This window comes from Herbiconiux oxytropis (assembly GCF_024979315.1).
Lineage (GTDB): Bacteria > Actinomycetota > Actinomycetes > Actinomycetales > Microbacteriaceae > Herbiconiux > Herbiconiux oxytropis.
On record NZ_JANLCK010000009.1, the window covers coordinates 51,056 to 67,725 of the forward strand.

Below are 16,670 nucleotides of genomic sequence, written 5' to 3' on the forward strand. Positions count from 1 at the left end.
CTACTGCAGGATGAACTGCTTCGAGTCGGGAGCCGTGATGCCGGCCACCTGCACATTGAGGTGGTACGAGGCTCCGGCGGCAGGGACCTGCGGCCGGTCGGTGGCCGCGCAGGTCTCGGGCGAGGAGCGCGTGCGGTCCCAGCCGAAGGGCGTGGAGGAGACCACGACGCCCGGCTCGAGCAGAGCGGGGGTGTCGCTCGGATCGGTCTGGCAGTCGGCGGAGACCCAGTAGGTCTCGTCGCCGCTCGTGATCGTGTAGAGCTGCTGCGAGGTGCCGGCGTTGATGGTGCAGGCCTCGGCGCCCGTGTTCTGGATGGTGAAGGAGAGCTGCGGGTTCGCCCCGGCCGCGTAGGTGTCGGCGTCGGTCACGGCGGCGAGGGCGATGTTGCCGGCGGCGCAGGCGGGCGCGGCACCGCTCGCGTCGGCAGGGGCGTCGACGGCACCCGGAGCCGAGCCGTCGGTCGCGCCGGCGACTCCGGTGCCGTCGGCGGGCGCAGTGCCGTCGGCCGGCGCGGTGGTGGCACCCGTCGAGGCGGCGGGCAGACCGCCCCCGCCCTCGGCCTCGGCACCGGCTCCTGGCCGCACGACGATCAGCACGACGATTGCCACGAGCGCTGCCAGCACCGCGAGCACGAGGGCGCGTCGGCGCCAGTAGACCTTCTTCGAATGCGGCCCCACCGGATGCCTCAGAGTCGACATGAACACAGGGTAACCAGCCCGCGCGCCTCTACCCCGCCGCACCGCCGTGAGTCGCGAGGCCGAACGCCTCGAGTTCGGCCTCGTCGAGCATCCGGGAGCGGATCAGGAAGCGCTTGCCCTCGGGGGCCTCGATCGAGAATCCGCTGCCGCGGCCGTCGACGAGGTCGATCGTGAGGTGCGTGTACTTCCAGTACTCGAACTGCGAGCGCGACATGTAGACGTCGACGGGGTAGATCCCTTCGACCTGCAGCGTGCCGATCCGGATGTCGCTCGCGCCCACCCGGAACATGCCGACCGGGTAGCACATCGGCGACGAGCCGTCGCAGCAGCCACCTGACTGGTGGAACATCAGCTGCCCGTGGGTCGTGGCGAGATGCCGCAGCATGTCTGCTGCGGCATCCGTCACATCGACCCGCGACGCCGTGCCCGTGGCCTCGGGGGTGTCGGGCATCAGAAGAATCCCATGGGCCCGTCGGCGTACGAGACCAGGAGGTTCTTGGTCTGCTGGTAGTGGTCGAGCATCATGCGGTGGTTCTCCCGCCCGATACCGGACTGCTTGTAGCCGCCGAAGGCAGCGTGAGCCGGGTACTGGTGATAGGTGTTCGACCAGACACGACCGGCCTGAATCGCCCGGCCGGCACGGTAGAGCTGTGATCCGGAGCGCGACCAGACGCCCGCGCCGAGGCCGTAGAGGGTGTCGTTGGCGATCGAGATGGCGTCGTCGTAGTCGTCGAAGCTCGTGAGCGCGAGCACCGGCCCGAAGATCTCCTCCTGGAAGATGCGCATGTCGTTCGTGCCCTCGAAGATCGTGGGCTGCACGTAGAAGCCGCCCGAGAGCTCGCCGCCGAGGTCGGCCCGCTCACCACCGGTGAGCAGCTTCGCGCCGCCCTGCTTGCCGATGTCCATGTAGCTGAGGATCTTCTCGAGCTGGTCGTTCGAGGCCTGCGCACCGATCATGGTCGACACGTCGAGCGGGTTGCCCTGCTTGACCTTCGCGACGCGGTCGAGGCCGTCGGCCACGAAGCCGTCGTAGATGGAGCGCTGCACGAGCGCGCGGCTCGGGCAGGTGCAGACCTCGCCCTGGTTGAGCGCGAAGAAGGTGAAGCCCTCGAGCGCCTTGTCGTAGAAGGAGTCCTTCTGGTCGGCGACGTCGGCGAAGAACACGTTGGGGCTCTTGCCGCCGAGCTCGAGGGTGACCGGGATGAGGTTCTCGCTCGCGTACTGCATGATGAGCCGGCCCGTGGTGGTCTCACCCGTGAACGCGATCTTGCGGATGTTGCTGTGGCTCGCCAGGGGAGCCCCGGCCTCGATGCCGAAGCCGTTGACGATGTTGAGCACGCCCGCCGGCAGCAGATCCTCGATCAGCTCGAGCAGCACGTGGATCGACGCGGGCGTCTGCTCGGCGGGCTTCAGCACGACGCAGTTGCCGGCGGCGAGCGCGGGGGCGAGCTTCCAGACCGCCATCAGGATCGGGAAGTTCCACGGGATGATCTGGCCGACCACGCCGAGCGGCTCGTGGAAGTGGTACGCGATCGTGTCGTGATCGATCTCCGAGATGCCGCCCTCCTGGGCGCGGATGCAGCCGGCGAAGTAGCGGAAATGATCGATGGCGAGCGGGATGTCGGCGGCGAGCGTCTCGCGCACGGGCTTGCCGTTCTCCCAGGTCTCGGCCACGGCGAGCAGCTCGAGGTTCTGCTCCATGCGGTCGGCGATCCGGTTGAGGATGACGGCGCGCTCGGCGACGCTCGTGGTGCTCCACTCGGGAAAGGCCTTCCAGCCCGCCTCGACGGCGGCATCGACGTCGGCTGCCGTGCCGCGGGCGACCTCGGTGAAGATCTGGCCCGTGATGGGCGTCGGGTTCTGGAAGTACTGGCCGCTCGCCGGCGGCGTGTAGCGGCCGCCGATGTAATTGTCGTAGCGCGGCTTGAAGGTGACGACGCTGCCGGGGGTGCCCGGGTTGGCGTAGACGTTGGGGGATTCCGCGGCCGGGGCGGCCTCGGCGTCGGGACGATCGGTGATGGTCATGGACTGCTCCTTCTGCGACGACGGTGTCGGATGCGCAGAACGCTACGCGCAGTGAGGTTGCATGGGGTTGCGGGGCGTCGCGTGAGCCGCTGCCGTCGGGCGTCAGGCTTCTGCGGTCAGGCGTTCGAGGTGCAGCACGATGCCGGCGCGCTTCGGCGAGCGCTGCGGGAGGAGACGGAGGGCCGCGATCCACACCTCGGCGTCGCCCCGGCCGTCTTCGGTGGCCGCGTAGTCGAGCAGCACGTCGAGGGCCGCGTCGCCGAGCATCGCCTCGCGGAGGCGGGCCCGCAGCTCGACGCGGATCTGCTCGATGCCGGGCGCATCCGACCCCGGGAGCAGGGGCCCGCGGTAGGCGGCGAGCGCCACCCGGTGGGCGCCGCGATCCAGCAGCGAGGTCACGTGGTGGGCGTCGAGCTCCACCGGGGCGGTGAGGCGATAGGGGCGGGAGTCGACGCCGACACCGTCGTCGACCCGGTCGAGGATGCGGCGCAGGCGCACGATCTCGGCGCGGAGGGTCACCGTCGCGGCGGCGTCGCCGTAGACGAGGTCGGCGAGGCGGGCGGCCGAGAGTCCCTCGCGGTGCCAGGCCAGCAGGGTGACGATCTCGGAGTGGCGGAGGCTGAGCGCGAGGGGCGGACCGGCCTCGGCCGTCGGGGGTGCCAGCTCGCCCGCATCTCGGCCGAGCACGTGCATCGAGAACGCGCGCGGGCGCATCCGCTCACCCGGAGTGGGGCGATGCGGGGCGGGGCGACGGGCCGGGGCGGGGCTGAGGCCGGCGGCGGCGCGACGGGCCGGGGCGAAGCCGGCCACCGCGATCCGCTCGTCGTGCGCGGGGCGGTCGCGGAGGGCGCGCAGCCGGAGCACCATGAGCTCCGCCTCGGCGGCGGCCGCGGTGGCCTCGATGAGCGGGAGGGTGTGCGGGTCGACGGCTCGGGCGTCGCCCGTGATGTCGATGACGCCGAGGATGCGCCGGGTCTCGGGGTCGTGCACGGGCACGGCGGTGCAGCTCCAGCCGTGCACGAGCCGGTTGAAGTGCTCGGAGTCGTGGATCTGGATGCCGTGGTCGAGCTCCAGGGCGGTGCCGGGCGCCGAGGTGCCGACCTGACGCTCGGCCCAGCCCGCCCCCTCGACGAACCGCATCTGCTCGGCAGCTCTCTTCGAGGCGCGGTCGCCCTCCACCCAGAGCAGCCGGCCCATCTCGTCGCCGACCGCCACGAGCAGGCCCGAGCCCTCCGCGTCGCGCACCAGCAGCTTGCGGATGACCGGGAGCACGGGAGCGAGCGGATGCGCGCGACGGAACTCGGCGAGCACGTCCTCCCCCACCTCGAGATCCGGCAGCAGGTGCTCCGGGTCGAGCTCGTGGCGCTTGGCGCGCTCCCAGGACTCGCTGACGACACGGCGGGGCGCTGCGCGCGTCACGGCATCGGGGAGGGCGAGCCAGGGGCTGCTCATGGGTCCGCCAATCGTCGTCGATCGAGGGGTGCGCGAGGCGCGCGGTGCCCCCAGTATCGCTCTCCGGCCTGCCGGACGCCAGGGCGGGCCGGGCGGCTCCGCTCGGTGAGTCGCAGGTCTCGGGCGCCTCGAGCGTCAGCGGAAGGCCGGGAGCGTGTCCAGCTGGGTTCCGGATGCGGCGCCATCGGCGGGCACGAGCAGCACGCCGTCGGCCTCGGCGAGACCGCGGAGCATTGCGGAGCCGTGCCAGGCGGTGGGCAGGGCTCCCAAGGGGCCGAGGCGGTAGGGGCGGAGGGAGAGCGGCGCCCCGGGCGGAGCGATGGGCTCGGCCACCGTGACGCGGCCGAGGGTGGGCAGCGGCAGGCCCTGCATGCCGGCGAGCAGCGGATGCGCAAGGGTGTGCAGGCTCAGCAGCGCGGCGAGCGGGTTGCCGGGGAGGGCGACAACGAGCGCGCCACCCGGCAGCCGGGCGAGCAGGGTGGGCGCGCCGGGCCGCACGGCCACACCGTCGACGAGGACCTCTGCTCGCAGCGCGGTGAGCGCCGCCCGCACGTGGTCGGCACCCGAACGCCCGGTGCCGCCCGTGGTGACCACCAGCGAGGCCCGGCCCGCGGCGGCGCGGAGGGCTGCGAGGGTGGCGGCGAGGTCGTCGGGAGCCTTCTCGTTGTTCCCGACCCGGGCTCCGAGGGCGGCGAGGAGGGGCGGGAGGGTGAGGGTGAAGCTGTCGCGCACCTGGCCCGGGCGCGGGATGCCGCTGTCGACGACCTCGTCTCCCGTGCGCACGAGGGCCGCGGTGGGCCGCACGACGACGTCGACGGTGTCGAGACCGCAGGCCGCCGCGAGTGCGAGGTGGAGGGGGCCGAGGGTGCAGCCCGCGGGCAGCACGGTCTCGCCGCGGGCGGCCTCGGTGGCCGCCGGGCGGAGGTGACGGCCGGGTGCGGGCTCGCCCGCCGGGGCGTGGGGCGCGGTGTCGAGCTTCGTACGCCCGTCGGCACCGAGGGACAGCACGCCCAGTTCGCTGCGGAGCACGGCGTCGGCGCCGGCGGGCGGCACACCGCCGGTGAGGATGGGCGAGGCCTCGCCGTGCCGGAGCGCGGGGGTCTCGGTCGATCCGCGCACCGCGCGGAGCTCGCGAAGCCGCCACGGACCGCGGCCGGCGACGGCCCAGCCGTCCATGGCGGAGGTGACCGCGTGGGGCACGTCGCACAGCGCGATCAGTGGTTGCGCGAGCACACGACCGAGCGCGCTCTCGAGCGGGACGCGCTCCGTCGGCGTGCGGGCAGCCTCCCCCGCTCGGTGCGCGCGCCGCCTCGCCTCGAACCAGTCGGTCGGTGGGGAGTTCACGGCAGGTGCGGTCATCCGATGGTGCGGGGTCGAGCGTCGGTTCGGGAGTCTGCGTCGGTTCGGGAGTCTGCGTCGATTCGGGAGTCTGCGTCGGTTCGGGGGTCTGCGTGGCTTCCGGCGTCTGCGTCGACCGGGATGCCGACGGCGGAGGCGGGGCCGGTGACCCGGGTGCCGTCGAGTGAGAGCGGGAGTGTCGACTCCGGATCGAGGGCGAGCTCGGAGGACTGGGCGCCGCCATCCGGTTCCGGGGCGGAAGTGACCTCGGCGGTCGGCGGGATGTCGGCGATGAGGTCGCGCTCGGCGGCGGCGACGGCGGTGAGGTGCGTGGCGACGTCGAGCGCGGAGGCCAGCGCGGCAGCCGGGTCCTCCCCCGAGGCTGCGGCACGGCCCGCGGCGAACCCCGCGACATACGTGGTGAGGGGCGCGGCGGGGCGGCGGATCGCATGCGCCGCGGTTCCGGCGACGGCCAGGAGACCCTCGACGTCCACCACGAACCCCTCGAGGCGGAGTTCGGCGGCCACGCGGTGGGCCCAGGCGCCGAGCTCGGTGTTCAGGTCGTCTTGGGTGGTCATCGGTGCTCCTGGGCGGATCGGGGGTGAGCGTGGAATCGGCCGGCATCGGACCAGGTGTCGATGTCGGAGGACGAGCCGGCCGGGATCGGGACCTCGGTGATGCCGAGGCCCTCGAGGAGGCTGTGGAAGGGAGCGCCGTCGAGGCCGCCCGGCTCGCTGGATCGGACAGACACCCGGGCGCTGAGTGCGGCGAGACCGTAGACGGCGAGAAGGGGCTGGCGGCGCCCGTCGTGGTCGACGGCCATCACGGCCCACCCCTCACCGGATCCCCCACCGGCCCTTGGCGTGCCGGAGGATTCGGAGAGCACGGCGTCGAGCAGTGCCGGCAGTGCACGTTCCGCACCGGGCATGTCGCAGGCCAGGACCAGCAGCGCGTCCGGCGGAGTGGACACATCGGCGGCGAGATCGGCGAGACCGGCTAGACCAGCGGCGAGGGCGGCGGCCGGGCCCCCGAAGGGCGGGTCTTCTCGCGTGAGCGTGGCGGCGGCGGGGAGCGGGGCGAGCTCGTCGGGTCCGACAACCACCACGTGGCGGGAGCCGGCGGTGAGGACAGCTTCGACGGCGATGTCGACGAGGCGGCGGCCGCGCACCAGGAGCTCGGCTTTCGGCGATCCGCCGAGTCGCGACGACCGGCCGCCGGCGAGGACGATCGCGTCGAGGAGCACCCCTCCACCCTACGACCGCCGGGGCGGGGAGACGGAGGGGCCACGTTGTGACGCCCAGGCGGGGATGCTATGCCTGAGGGATGGGACGGATCATCGCTCGGCGCCGAGTCACCCGCATCACCGTCGGCAGCGAGCCTCGCCGGCGCGAGGACGTGCTCGCCGTGGAGGAGCCGCTCGAGATCCGGGTGGGCGGGAGGTCGCTCGCCGTCACGATGCGCTCCCCCGGCGCGCCGGGGGAGGACTTCGACCTCGCCGCGGGCTTCCTCGTCTCGGAGGGCGTGATCCGCCACGGCGACGACTTCGCAGCGGCCCGCTACTGCGCCGGAGCCACCGCAGAGGGCCTCAACACCTACAACGTGCTCGACGTGACGCTCGCGCCCGGCGTGCCCGCCCCCGATCCGTCGCTCGAGCGCAGCTTCTACACCACGAGCTCGTGCGGGCTCTGCGGCAAGGCCAGCATCGACGCCGTGCGCACCCTCTCGCACTTCGACGTGGGCACCGATGACCTGCGGCTCGACCCCGCCCTGCTCGTGAGGTTCCCCGAGCGGCTCCGGGAGCAGCAGGCGGTCTTCGAGAAGACGGGCGGTCTGCACGCCGCCGCCCTCTTCGACGGCCGCACCGGCGAGCTGCTCGTGCTGCGCGAGGACGTGGGGCGGCACAACGCCGTCGACAAGGTCGTGGGCTGGGCGGTGAAGGAGGGGCGGTTGCCCCTTCGCGGCACCGTGCTCATGGTCTCGGGCCGCGCGAGCTTCGAGCTCACGCAGAAGGCGTCGATGGCCGGCATCCCGATGCTCGCGGCCGTCTCGGCGCCCTCCTCGCTCGCCGCCGAGCTCGCCACCGAGCTCGGGATGACCCTCGTGGGTTTCCTCCGCGGCGACTCGATGGTCGCCTACGCGGGCGCCGAGCGCCTCGAACCGCACGCCGCCGAGATCCCGCAAGGAGCATCCGCATGACCCCGAAGCCCCCGGTCGACGACTTCACCGACGCCCTGCTGCACGTCGCCTCCCCCGGCGAGGCCGCCGCGGGCATCCCGGGTGTGCTGCACTCGATGGCCCCCGCGATCGCCGACCTCGGGCCGATGCGCACCCTCAAGCTCCTCACGGCGATGAACCAGAAGGACGGCTTCGACTGCATGAGCTGCGCGTGGCCGGATCCGGACCACCGCAAGAAGCTCGAGTTCTGCGAGAACGGCGCGAAGGCGGTGATCTGGGAGGCGACCCCGGTGACGATCCCGAGCACCTTCTGGGCGAAGCACTCCGTGCGGGAGCTCGCGGAGAAGTCGGAGTACTGGCTCGGCCTGCAGGGCAGGCTCGTCGAGCCCGTCTACAAACCGGCCGGCGAGGACCACTACCGGCCGGTGACCTGGGACGAGGCCTTCGCCGTGGCCGCCGAGACCCTCCGCGGCCTCGACTCGCCCGACGAGGCGGCGTTCTACACGAGCGGTCGCGCCTCGAACGAGGCCGCGTTCCTCTACCAGCTCTTCGTGCGCGCCTTCGGCACCAACAACCTGCCCGACTGCTCGAACATGTGCCACGAGTCGACCGGATCGGCGATGGTCGAGACCCTCGGCATCGGCAAGTCGACCGTCGCCTACGACGACTTCGAGAAGGCCGAGCTCATCATCGTGATGGGCCAGAACCCCGGCACGAACCACCCCCGCATGCTCACCGCCCTCGAGGACGCCAAGCGGGCGGGCGCCGACATCGTGACCGTCAACCCGCTGCCCGAGGCGGGACTGCAGCGCTACAAGAACCCGCAGACCGTGCGCGGCACGATCGGCAAGGGCACGACGCTCGCCGACCAGTTCCTGCAGATCCGGCTGGGCGGTGACATGGCGCTGCTGCAGGCCCTCTCGAAGCGCGTGCTCGCGGCCGAGGCCGCTGCGCCGGGCACCGTGCTCGACCACGCCTTCCTCGCCGAGCACTGCCTCGGGCTGGAGGAGCTCACCACGCACCTCGCCGACCTCGACGAGGCCGAGGTGCTCGAGGCCACGGGCCTCACGAGCACCGCCATCGACGAGCTCGCTGAGCGCTACCTCGCCGCCGACCGCGTGATCATCACCTGGGCCATGGGCGTGACGCAGCACAAGAAGGCGGTGGATGCGATCAAGGAGATCGTGAACCTCCTCCTTCTGCGCGGCAACATCGGCAAGCCGGGCGCCGGGGCCTCCCCCATCCGCGGCCACAGCAATGTGCAGGGCGACCGCACGATGGGCATCTGGGAGAAGATGCCCGAGTCGTTCCTCGCCGCCCTCGAGCGCGAGTTCGGGTTCCCCGTGCCGCGGAAGGTCGGCGTCGACTCGGTCGACGGCATCCGGGCGCTTCAGCGCGGCGAGATCAAGGCCTGGTTCTCGCTCGGCGGCAACTTCGTGGGTGCCATCTCCGACACGGCCGCGGCCGAGGCCGCGATGCGCGGCACCGAGCTCACCGTGCAGATCTCGACCAAGCTCAACCGCTCGCACGCCGTGACGGGCGACGCCGCCCTCATCCTGCCCACGCTCGGCCGCACCGAGATCGACCTGCAGCGCACCGGATCCCAGTTCGTGACCGTGGAGGACTCGGTCTGCGCCGTGCACGCCTCGCACGGCCGCATCCCCCCTGTGGCCCCCGGGCTGCTCTCCGAGGTCGCGATCATCGCGCGCCTGGCCGATGCGACGCTCGGCGACGACCACGGCATCGACTGGCTCTCCTTCGAGGACGACTACGACCTCATCCGCGCGCACATCGCGAACGTCGTGCCGGGCTGCGAGGGGTACGCCGAGAAGGTGCGACGCCGCGACGGCTTCGTGCTGCCCAACGGCCCGCGCGACGAGCGCCGCTTCGACACCGCCACGGGCAAGGCGATGCTCACGGTGAACGAGCTCGAGCCCGTCGTGCGCCCTCCCGGGCGCCTGCTGCTGCAGACGCTGCGCTCGCACGACCAGTTCAACACCACGATCTACAGCCTCAACGACCGCTACCGGGGCATCAAGAAGGGCCGGCGGGTGATCTTCGTAAACCCCGACGACCTCGCCGAACTCGGTCTCGACGACGCGCAGGCGGTCGATGTGTTCAGCGAGTGGCCGGGGCAGCCGGATCGGGTGATGCGGGCCCTGCGGATCGTCGCGTACCCCACGGCGAGAGGCTGCGCGGCCGCCTACTTCCCCGAGGCCAACGTGCTCGTGCCGCTGGATGCGACGGCCGAGCGGAGCAACACCCCGGTGTCGAAGGCGATCGTGGTGCGCCTCGAGCCCGCCGCGGAGTCGGTGCAGGAGCCGATCGCGGAGACCACGGCGGCACCCCGGGCCGCAGCCGACTGAAGGCGCGTCACGCCGCCGGCGCCACCCGCAGCTCGTTCGTGGGTGCGAGCGCCTCTTCGCAGAGCTCAGCGAACCCGAGCACCCGGAGGTCGTGCGCCCACGGCCCCACGAGCTGCAGCCCCACCGGGAGCCGGCCCGCCGCCAGGTGGCTCGGGATCGTGACCGCCGGCTGACCCGTGATGTTGAAGGGGTAGGTGTACGGCGTCCAGGTGATCCACGGCAGCTGAGCGTCGGCCTCGCCCCCCTCCGGCACCTCGCTCTCGGCCGCGAACGCCGTGATCGGCATCGTGGGCGTGAGCACGAGGTCGACCTCGTCGAACAGGCCGAAGAACGCGGCGTTGAACCCCCGGCGCTCCTGCAGGGCGCCGAGGAAGTCGGGCAGCGAGTAGCCCGAGGCGAGACCGTCCGGCCCGCCGAGTCGCGCCAGTCCCGGATCCATCACGTCGCCGTGCTCCCGGATGAGGGCATCGAAGCCGATGCCGCGCCCCGTCACCCAGAGCGCCTCGAAGATGCGCCGGGGCAGCTCGGCCGGCAGCGCGAAGGGCACGAAGTCGGCGAGGCCGGCGGCCTCGAGCAGAGCGAGCGAGGCGTCGAAGACCTCGCCCACCTCGGCGGAGGGTGCGATGCCGAAGGGCTCCCGCACCACCGCGACGCGCAGGCGCCGGCCGGGCTCGGCCGGCACGGGTGTGGAGAAGGACGACTGCGGATCGCGCGCATCGGGACCACGGCTGAGCTCGAACATCGCACGCGCATCGGCCACCGTGCGTGCGAGCGGTCCGGCATGGGAGAGGTTCTCGTTGACGGTGCCCGGCCAGACCGGGATGGCGCCGAGGGTGGGCTTGAAGCCGACCACGCCGCAGAACGCGGCCGGAATGCGCACCGAGCCCCCGGCATCCGTGCCCGTGGCCAGCGGCACGGCACCCGAGGCCACGGTGGCCCCGGAACCGGCGCTCGAGCCGCCCGTGTTCTTCGACGGGTCCCAGGGGTTGCGGCTCACGCCGGTGCGCGGCGAGATGCCGGTGCCCTTCCAGCCGAACTCCGGCGTGGTGGTGCGGCCGACGATCACGGCACCGGCCTCGAGCAGACGGCCCGCGAACGGCGAGGAGGTCGTGGCGAGGGTGTCGGGACTCGTGAGCGAGCCCTTGCCGAGCGGCTCGCCCTCGATGTAGATGTTGTCCTTCGAGGCGATCGGCACTCCGTGCAGGCGGCTCCGCACCCGCCCCTCGCGCACCTCCGCCTCGCGGGCCGCCGCATCGGCGAGCGCGCGCTCGGGCATGAGCGCGGCGTAGGCGTTGATGCGCGGCTCGTGCCGGCCTGCGAGTTCCAGAGCGCACTCGGCGAGCTGCACGGGCGAGAGCTCGCCTCGGGCCACGCGCTCGCCGAGGCCGAGGGCGCTCGAGGCCTGGTACTCCTCCACGCCGAGCGCGGTGTAGGTGCCGGTCACGCCTCGACCGCCTCGGCGGGAGCCCCGACCGTCCCGATCGCCTCGACGGCGAAGGCCCCGGGTCCGCGCGCGGCCCGATCCGCCCACACCGCCCCGAACCTCTCGATCCACTCCGGCGGCACCGAGGTCGAGATCTTCACGAACCGCTCACCGTAGAGCGGCGACTGGTAGGTGCCCGGCCGGATGAAGACGCCCTCCTCCAGCAGCGAGTCGCAGAGCGCATCCGCGGTCCAGCCGGAATCGCCGAGGTCGACGGCCAGGAAGTTGCCCTGCGAGGGCGAGACCACCACGGTGCCGAGCCCGCTCTGCTCGACGATCTGCTCGACCCGCTCGAGGTTCGCCCGGTTGACGGCGCGGAGGTTCTCGAGCCACGGCCCCTTCACTCGGAGCCCGGCGAGAGCCGCCCGCTGCCCCTGGATGCTCGCGCCGAGCGGATTCGCCGGGATCGCGGTGATCGAGGCGAGCAGCGACGGCTCCGCCACGATCGCGCCGACCCGGAGACCCGCGAGCCCCAACCACTTCGAGAAGCTGTAGGTGCTGAAGGTGCCCTCGGGGTAGAGCTCGGCCGCCAGTGTGTGCTGGTCGGCGAAGTGCCGATAGGTGCAGTCGTGGATGATGGTCGAGCCGGTCTTGCGGGCGAGGTCGACGATGGCCTGCAGTTCGTCCCTGGTGTAGCTCGCGCCGAGCGGATTGAGCGGGTCGATCAGGTAGATCAGCGACTGCGGGCGGATGACCTCGGCGATCTGCGCGGCCTGCATGAGGCGCGTGGGCTCGTCGTAGACCGGCAGCACCCGGATGGGCACGCCTGAGAGCGACACGAACCGCGCGGGCCACGGCCAGCCCGGATCGCTCACGATAATCTGCGAGAGCGACGGGGCGAGGGTCGTGCAGATGTGGTGCAGCCCGCCGACGGCGCCGTCGGTGATCCAGGCGTCGAGAGGGAGGTCCGACTCGGGGCCGCGCAGGTCGTCGACGATCCGCTCACGCAGCTCCTGGAACCCGCCGGCGGGGGCGTAGACGTTGAACTCGTGCTTCGCGGTGCTCTGCTCGAGGGCCTCGACCACCTCGGGGGCCGGGGCCAGGTGCGTGGTGTTCTGGCCCATCCAGACGATGTCGTCGCGGTCGAGCAGCGCCTCGAACGAGGGCGCGCCGGAGCTCTTGGAGGGAACGGTCATGGTGCTTCCTGTCTGTCAGTTCACGAGTTCGCCGGCCACGATGCGGGGCACGCCGTCGAGGAAGACGGTGGCGTCGCGCATGACGCAGTCGAGATGGGCGGGGGCGGCGACGGTGCCGCCGTAGGCGATGGAGTTGCCGAACGCGATGTGGGCGCTGCCCTTGGTGGACTCGGTCTCCATCGGCACACCGCAGACCGAGCCGTTGGGGTTCAGGCCCACGGCCACCTCGGCGAGATTGGTCATCCGCGGATCGCGGACCCGGCCCAGCATCTCCGTCAGGCGATCGGCGTCGGTGCCGGAGAGCGCGGTGCTGTCGAGGCCGATCAGGAGGCCGTCGCGGATCTCGAGGGCGACCGGGGCCACGACCGGCCCCTTGCCCATGAAGAGGAAGTCGCCGTCGATCACGACGACGCCGTTCGAGGATCCCTCCACGGGAGCGGTGCCCGACTCGATGTCCGGCGGTGCCATGTAGTCGCCGGGGTTCCGTGCCACGCCGGTGAGCGCGCGGCCCTTCCGGCCGTGCACGGAGCCGCGCAGATCCGTGCCACCCGGCGTCGTGATGCGGTACTCGGAGGCCGCCTCCCAGGCCCGGGCGAGGGCCACGGTGGTGCCGACGAGGGCGTCGAAGTCGACGTCGAGGGGCCCGCCGAGGCGGAAGGTGCCGGCCTCGACCGCGGGCATCGCGAGATAGCGCCGGCCCGCGGCCGTGGCCTCCTGCCGTGCCCGGCTCGAGCCGATGAAGGCGCTCGTGAGCTCGATCCCCGCGTCGGCGGCCAGAAGGGCCTCGGCCACGGCGGCCGGCGGCTCGGTGCCGGGCACGACGAAGGTGGGCACCTCCACGATCACCGGGATCGCGCGCCGCTCCGTGAGACCGGCGGCGAGCGCGGCGATCACCACGGCATCCGTGCCCGCATCCCGCAGCAGCACCACGCGCTCTCCCGCGGCCACGCCGAGGCAGGTGTCGAGCACCCGCGACACGGTCGCCTCGGGAAGGAGCGCGGCGGTCACGGCCGGCTCACGATGTCGGCGTAGGCCTCGATGGTCGCGAAGCGGCTCTCGACCGTGCCACCGATGGGGAACACCGTCATCGAGTCGATGCCGAGACCCTCGAGGGTGTCGATGTGCTCGCGCACGGCCTTCTCGCCGCCGGCGAGCGCCATGCGGTAGACGAACTCGTCCGGCAGGAGCTTGGCGGCCTCCTCGGCCTCCTGGAACTCGCCGCCGGCGTAGAGCGCCCGCACCTTCTCGATGAGCTCGGGCGAGAGCCCGGCCAGCTCGCAGTACATCGGAGCCGTCTGCGGGAACCACGCGGCGATGGTGCGGGCCGAGGCGAGCGCGGCCTCCTCGTCATCCGAGATCTGACCGTAGGCGAACACCGAGATCTGCGGCCTGGCGCTCCGCCCCGCCATGTCGACGCCGCGGTCGATGTGCTCGAGTGCGTACTTCAGGCCGTCGGGGTGGAGGCCCGCGAGCAGGATGACCCCGTCGGCCACGCGTCCCGCGAGCTCGAGCGTCTTCGGCCCCGAGGCCGAGATGTAGACCGGGATGTCGGGCCGCTCCGGCGGGAAGCGCATGTGGGCGTCGTCGAGCTCGAAGCCGCGCGCCTTCCAGGTGACGCTCTCCCCCGTCCAGAGCCGGCGGGCCGCCTCGATCGAGTCCTCGAGCAGGGCGAGACGCGCGGGCTTGTAGCCGAGCGCCTCGAGCGGCCGGTCGCCCGCGCCGATGCCGTAGATGGCGCGGCCCTTCGAGATCTCGTCGATCGTCGACATCGCGACCGCACCGAGGGCCGGATGCCGCGTGACCGGGTTGGTCACGGCGGTGCCGAGCGTCATCCGCGTCGTGCGGAGCGCAGCGATCGTGAGGTACGAGTACGAGTAGCGCGAGTGCAGCGAGGAATCGGTGAGCCAGAGCTCGTCGAGCCCCCATTCCTCGCTCTTCTGCACGATGTCTCCGAAGGTCTCGGGGTCGTAGGCCGGCTGGAGGGCGACGCCTGATCTCATGCGGGTCAGTCTCCCAGCAGGGCGTACGCGGCGAAGGCGGCATAGACCTTCGTGGCCTCCACGATGTCCTCGATCGAGAGGTGCTCGTCCGGGCAGTACACCGGCTCGCCACCGGGGCCGAAGATGATCGTGGGGATGCGGTCGCCGAAGCTCGCGGTGTCGCCGAGCCAGCCGGCCACCTGCAGCTCGGGCTCCGGGCTGCGCGTGCTCGAGCCGTCGGCGCGGGCCGCGCGCACGGCACGGATCATGAGCTCGGTCACCTCGGCCTCGGGCCGGGCGAGGTAGCCCGACTTCACGTCGGCCAGCACGACCTCGGCCTCGAAGCGGGGCTCGCGCTGCTTGGCGAGGGCGAGGCAGCGCTCGATCTCGTCGCGCACCTCCTCGAGCGTCACGCCCGGCTGCGGTCGGCAGTCGACGCGGATGACGCACTCGTCGGGGATCATGGACGGCCCTCCCGGCGGGAGCCCGCCGTAGACCCGGCCGGGCGCCATGTAGGTCTCAGGGCCGAACAGGCTCGTCACCCACTCCTCCAGCTGCGGCTCGAGCTTGGAGGCGTCGAGCTCGATGATGGCGTGCGCGGCGAGCATGTTCGCGTTGACGGCGAGCGGCTTGTGACAGGTGTGGGCCGAGATGCCCCGCACGATGATGTCGTAGTAGTAGCGGCCGCGGTGGCCGAGGAAGATCTCGTTGTCGCTCAGCTCGCCGAGCACGCAGTAGTCGGCGCCGTACTCCTCGAAGTACTTGATGGAGCCGAGCTGGTCGCCCATGTGGTCCGAGACCGCCGCCATGGCGAGGGTGCCCGAGACCGCGATGTCACCTGCGGCGGCCGCAGCGCGCACCGCCTCCATGGCGACGATCTGGCACACGAGTGCCGCCTTCATGTCCATGATGCCGTGGCCGTAGACGGCGCCGTCGATGATGTCGCCCGAGAAGGGCTCGGTGAGCTTCCAGCCGTGCGAGACCGGCTTGGTGTCCATGTGCCCGGTCATCACGACCGTCTTGCCGGGGCCGAAGTCGAGCTTGCCGATGGCGTTGGGTCGCTCCGGCAGCACGGGCTGGGCCCTCGCGTCGTCGAATCCCGAGCCGGCCATCACCTCGACCAGGAAGTCGGCGAGCGGGCCCTCCTCACCCAGGATGCTCGGGATGCGGCACACGTCCTGCACCAGCTGCACGACGCGCTCGGTGTCGATGTGGCCCGCGACGATCTGCGCGACGTCCAGGTCGCTCTTGGCGAGGTCGGTCATCCGTCGCCCCCTCTCTAATTAGATCTGATGTATTAGATCTTATCTGGGGGAACGAGTCGATCAAGCCGTTCGCGAGTCGATCACGTAAACAGCTTGTTACGGGGCTGCGAGCTCGCGCACCGATCCGATGTGGGCACGCATGACGCGCACCGCCTCGTCCGCGTCACCCGATCCGATCGAGGCCACGATCTCGCGGTGGAACTCGAGCGAGTCGCGGAAGCGCTCGACGCTCGCACCCATCTTGCCGATCCGCTTGAGGTGCACGCTCAGGCGCTCGAAGACATCCTTCAGCAGTTTGTTGTCGAGGATCCCGAAGAGGATGTCATCGAAGGCGTCGAGTCCGGCGGCGGCGCGCTGCTCGTCCCCCGCCCGCAGTGCGGCCTCGGTCTCGGCGAGATTGGCCTCGAGGGCCCCGAGCACGCCGGGGTCGCGCTGAGCCGCGGCGCGGCGCACGCACTCGGTCTCGAGGATTCCGCGGGCGTCGAAGAGCTCCCGCACGTCGTCGGGGGTGTAGCGACGCACCCGGGCACCTCGATACGGCGCGATCTCGACGAGGCCCTCCCGCTCCAGGCGCACGAGCGCCTCGCGGATCGGGGTCTTGCTCACGCCGAACATCGCCGACAGGGCGACCTCTCGAAGCGACTCCCCCGGCGCGAACACGAGGTCGACGATGCGGTCGCGGATGCGCAGGTAGACGATGTCCTTCACCTGCACGGGCTCGAGGGAGTCCTTCGACATCACGGTGGTCACGC

At 71.9% G+C, this 16,670-nt stretch carries 15 protein-coding genes; 2 read left to right on the forward strand and 13 right to left on the reverse strand.

Annotated elements, in window-relative coordinates; genetic code table 11:
• The 7 genes from N1028_RS19765 to mobA form a co-directional block, all read right to left on the reverse strand.
• Positions 1–699 (reverse strand): hypothetical protein, encoded by a 699-nt coding sequence (locus N1028_RS19765; RefSeq protein WP_310795601.1) that lies wholly within the window; start codon positions 697–699, stop codon positions 1–3.
• 28 nt (positions 700–727) lie between these two features.
• Positions 728–1,150, reverse strand: coding sequence for a DUF779 domain-containing protein (locus N1028_RS15075; protein ID WP_259530196.1), 423 nt, complete (start codon positions 1,148–1,150; stop codon positions 728–730).
• Positions 1,150–2,724: an acetaldehyde dehydrogenase ExaC gene (gene exaC, locus N1028_RS15080; protein WP_259530197.1), complete on the reverse strand. Its 1,575-nt coding sequence runs from the start codon at positions 2,722–2,724 to the stop codon at positions 1,150–1,152. Before exaC ends, N1028_RS15075 begins: the two co-directional genes overlap by 1 nt.
• Before the next feature lie 102 nt (positions 2,725–2,826).
• The gene (locus N1028_RS15085; protein ID WP_259530198.1) at positions 2,827–4,176 is read right to left on the reverse strand and encodes a GAF domain-containing protein; all 1,350 of its coding nucleotides are present in this window, start codon (positions 4,174–4,176) and stop codon (positions 2,827–2,829) included.
• 135 nt (positions 4,177–4,311) lie between these two features.
• Entirely contained in the window at positions 4,312–5,535 is a 1,224-nt protein-coding gene (locus N1028_RS15090; RefSeq protein ID WP_259530199.1) for a molybdopterin molybdotransferase MoeA, read from the reverse strand.
• Positions 5,532–6,092 (reverse strand): DUF6457 domain-containing protein, encoded by a 561-nt coding sequence (locus N1028_RS19770; RefSeq protein WP_310795602.1) that lies wholly within the window; start codon positions 6,090–6,092, stop codon positions 5,532–5,534. The genes N1028_RS15090 and N1028_RS19770 overlap by 4 nt, the downstream gene beginning before the upstream one ends.
• Positions 6,089–6,757: a molybdenum cofactor guanylyltransferase gene (gene mobA, locus N1028_RS15100; RefSeq protein WP_259530200.1), complete on the reverse strand. Its 669-nt coding sequence runs from the start codon at positions 6,755–6,757 to the stop codon at positions 6,089–6,091. The genes N1028_RS19770 and mobA overlap by 4 nt, the downstream gene beginning before the upstream one ends.
• An 80-nt stretch (positions 6,758–6,837) precedes the next feature.
• Between mobA and fdhD the strand changes: the two genes are divergently transcribed.
• On the forward strand, positions 6,838–7,710 hold the full coding sequence (fdhD, locus tag N1028_RS15105; protein WP_259530201.1) for a formate dehydrogenase accessory sulfurtransferase FdhD: 873 nt from the start codon (positions 6,838–6,840) through the stop codon (positions 7,708–7,710).
• Positions 7,707–10,055 (forward strand): FdhF/YdeP family oxidoreductase, encoded by a 2,349-nt coding sequence (locus N1028_RS15110; RefSeq protein WP_259530202.1) that lies wholly within the window; start codon positions 7,707–7,709, stop codon positions 10,053–10,055. The genes fdhD and N1028_RS15110 overlap by 4 nt, the downstream gene beginning before the upstream one ends.
• Positions 10,056–10,062: 7 nt before the next feature.
• Here N1028_RS15110 and N1028_RS15115 read toward each other — a convergent pair whose 3' ends face one another.
• From N1028_RS15115 to N1028_RS15140, 6 genes are all read right to left on the reverse strand, one after another.
• Positions 10,063–11,499 (reverse strand): amidase, encoded by a 1,437-nt coding sequence (locus N1028_RS15115; RefSeq protein WP_259530203.1) that lies wholly within the window; start codon positions 11,497–11,499, stop codon positions 10,063–10,065.
• On the reverse strand, positions 11,496–12,674 hold the full coding sequence (locus N1028_RS15120; RefSeq protein WP_259530205.1) for a pyridoxal phosphate-dependent aminotransferase: 1,179 nt from the start codon (positions 12,672–12,674) through the stop codon (positions 11,496–11,498). Before N1028_RS15120 ends, N1028_RS15115 begins: the two co-directional genes overlap by 4 nt.
• A gap of 15 nt (positions 12,675–12,689) precedes the next feature.
• Positions 12,690–13,682 carry a 2,5-dihydroxypyridine 5,6-dioxygenase NicX family protein gene (locus N1028_RS15125; protein ID WP_259530206.1) on the reverse strand — a complete coding sequence of 331 codons (993 nt, stop codon included), beginning with the start codon at positions 13,680–13,682 and terminating at the stop codon, positions 12,690–12,692.
• Positions 13,679–14,674 carry an LLM class flavin-dependent oxidoreductase gene (locus tag N1028_RS15130; protein WP_259530207.1) on the reverse strand — a complete coding sequence of 332 codons (996 nt, stop codon included), beginning with the start codon at positions 14,672–14,674 and terminating at the stop codon, positions 13,679–13,681. The genes N1028_RS15125 and N1028_RS15130 overlap by 4 nt, the downstream gene beginning before the upstream one ends.
• Before the next feature lie 5 nt (positions 14,675–14,679).
• Entirely contained in the window at positions 14,680–15,918 is a 1,239-nt protein-coding gene (locus N1028_RS15135; RefSeq protein ID WP_259530208.1) for a M20 family metallopeptidase, read from the reverse strand.
• Positions 15,919–16,014: 96 nt separating this feature from the next.
• Complete coding sequence (locus N1028_RS15140; protein WP_259530209.1) at positions 16,015–16,668, reverse strand: GntR family transcriptional regulator; 654 nt, start codon at positions 16,666–16,668, stop codon at positions 16,015–16,017.
• Positions 16,669–16,670 lie beyond the last annotated feature (2 nt).

What these genes read in the sequence shown, in the direction of transcription:
- N1028_RS15090 (WP_259530199.1), bottom strand. Translation starts at nt 5,535, where the DNA reads ATGACCGCACCTGCCGTGAACTCCCCACCGACCGACTGGTTCGAGGCG.
- N1028_RS19765 (WP_310795601.1), bottom strand. Translation starts at nt 699, where the DNA reads ATGTCGACTCTGAGGCATCCGGTGGGGCCGCATTCGAAGAAGGTCTAC.
- N1028_RS19770 (WP_310795602.1), bottom strand. Translation starts at nt 6,092, where the DNA reads ATGACCACCCAAGACGACCTGAACACCGAGCTCGGCGCCTGGGCCCAC.
- N1028_RS15135 (WP_259530208.1), bottom strand. Translation starts at nt 15,918, where the DNA reads ATGACCGACCTCGCCAAGAGCGACCTGGACGTCGCGCAGATCGTCGCG.
- N1028_RS15085 (WP_259530198.1), bottom strand. Translation starts at nt 4,176, where the DNA reads ATGAGCAGCCCCTGGCTCGCCCTCCCCGATGCCGTGACGCGCGCAGCG.
- exaC (WP_259530197.1), bottom strand. Translation starts at nt 2,724, where the DNA reads ATGACCATCACCGATCGTCCCGACGCCGAGGCCGCCCCGGCCGCGGAA.
- N1028_RS15130 (WP_259530207.1), bottom strand. Translation starts at nt 14,674, where the DNA reads ATGAGATCAGGCGTCGCCCTCCAGCCGGCCTACGACCCCGAGACCTTC.
- fdhD (WP_259530201.1), top strand. Translation starts at nt 6,838, where the DNA reads ATGGGACGGATCATCGCTCGGCGCCGAGTCACCCGCATCACCGTCGGC.
- N1028_RS15120 (WP_259530205.1), bottom strand. Translation starts at nt 12,674, where the DNA reads ATGACCGTTCCCTCCAAGAGCTCCGGCGCGCCCTCGTTCGAGGCGCTG.
- N1028_RS15075 (WP_259530196.1), bottom strand. Translation starts at nt 1,150, where the DNA reads ATGCCCGACACCCCCGAGGCCACGGGCACGGCGTCGCGGGTCGATGTG.
- N1028_RS15110 (WP_259530202.1), top strand. Translation starts at nt 7,707, where the DNA reads ATGACCCCGAAGCCCCCGGTCGACGACTTCACCGACGCCCTGCTGCAC.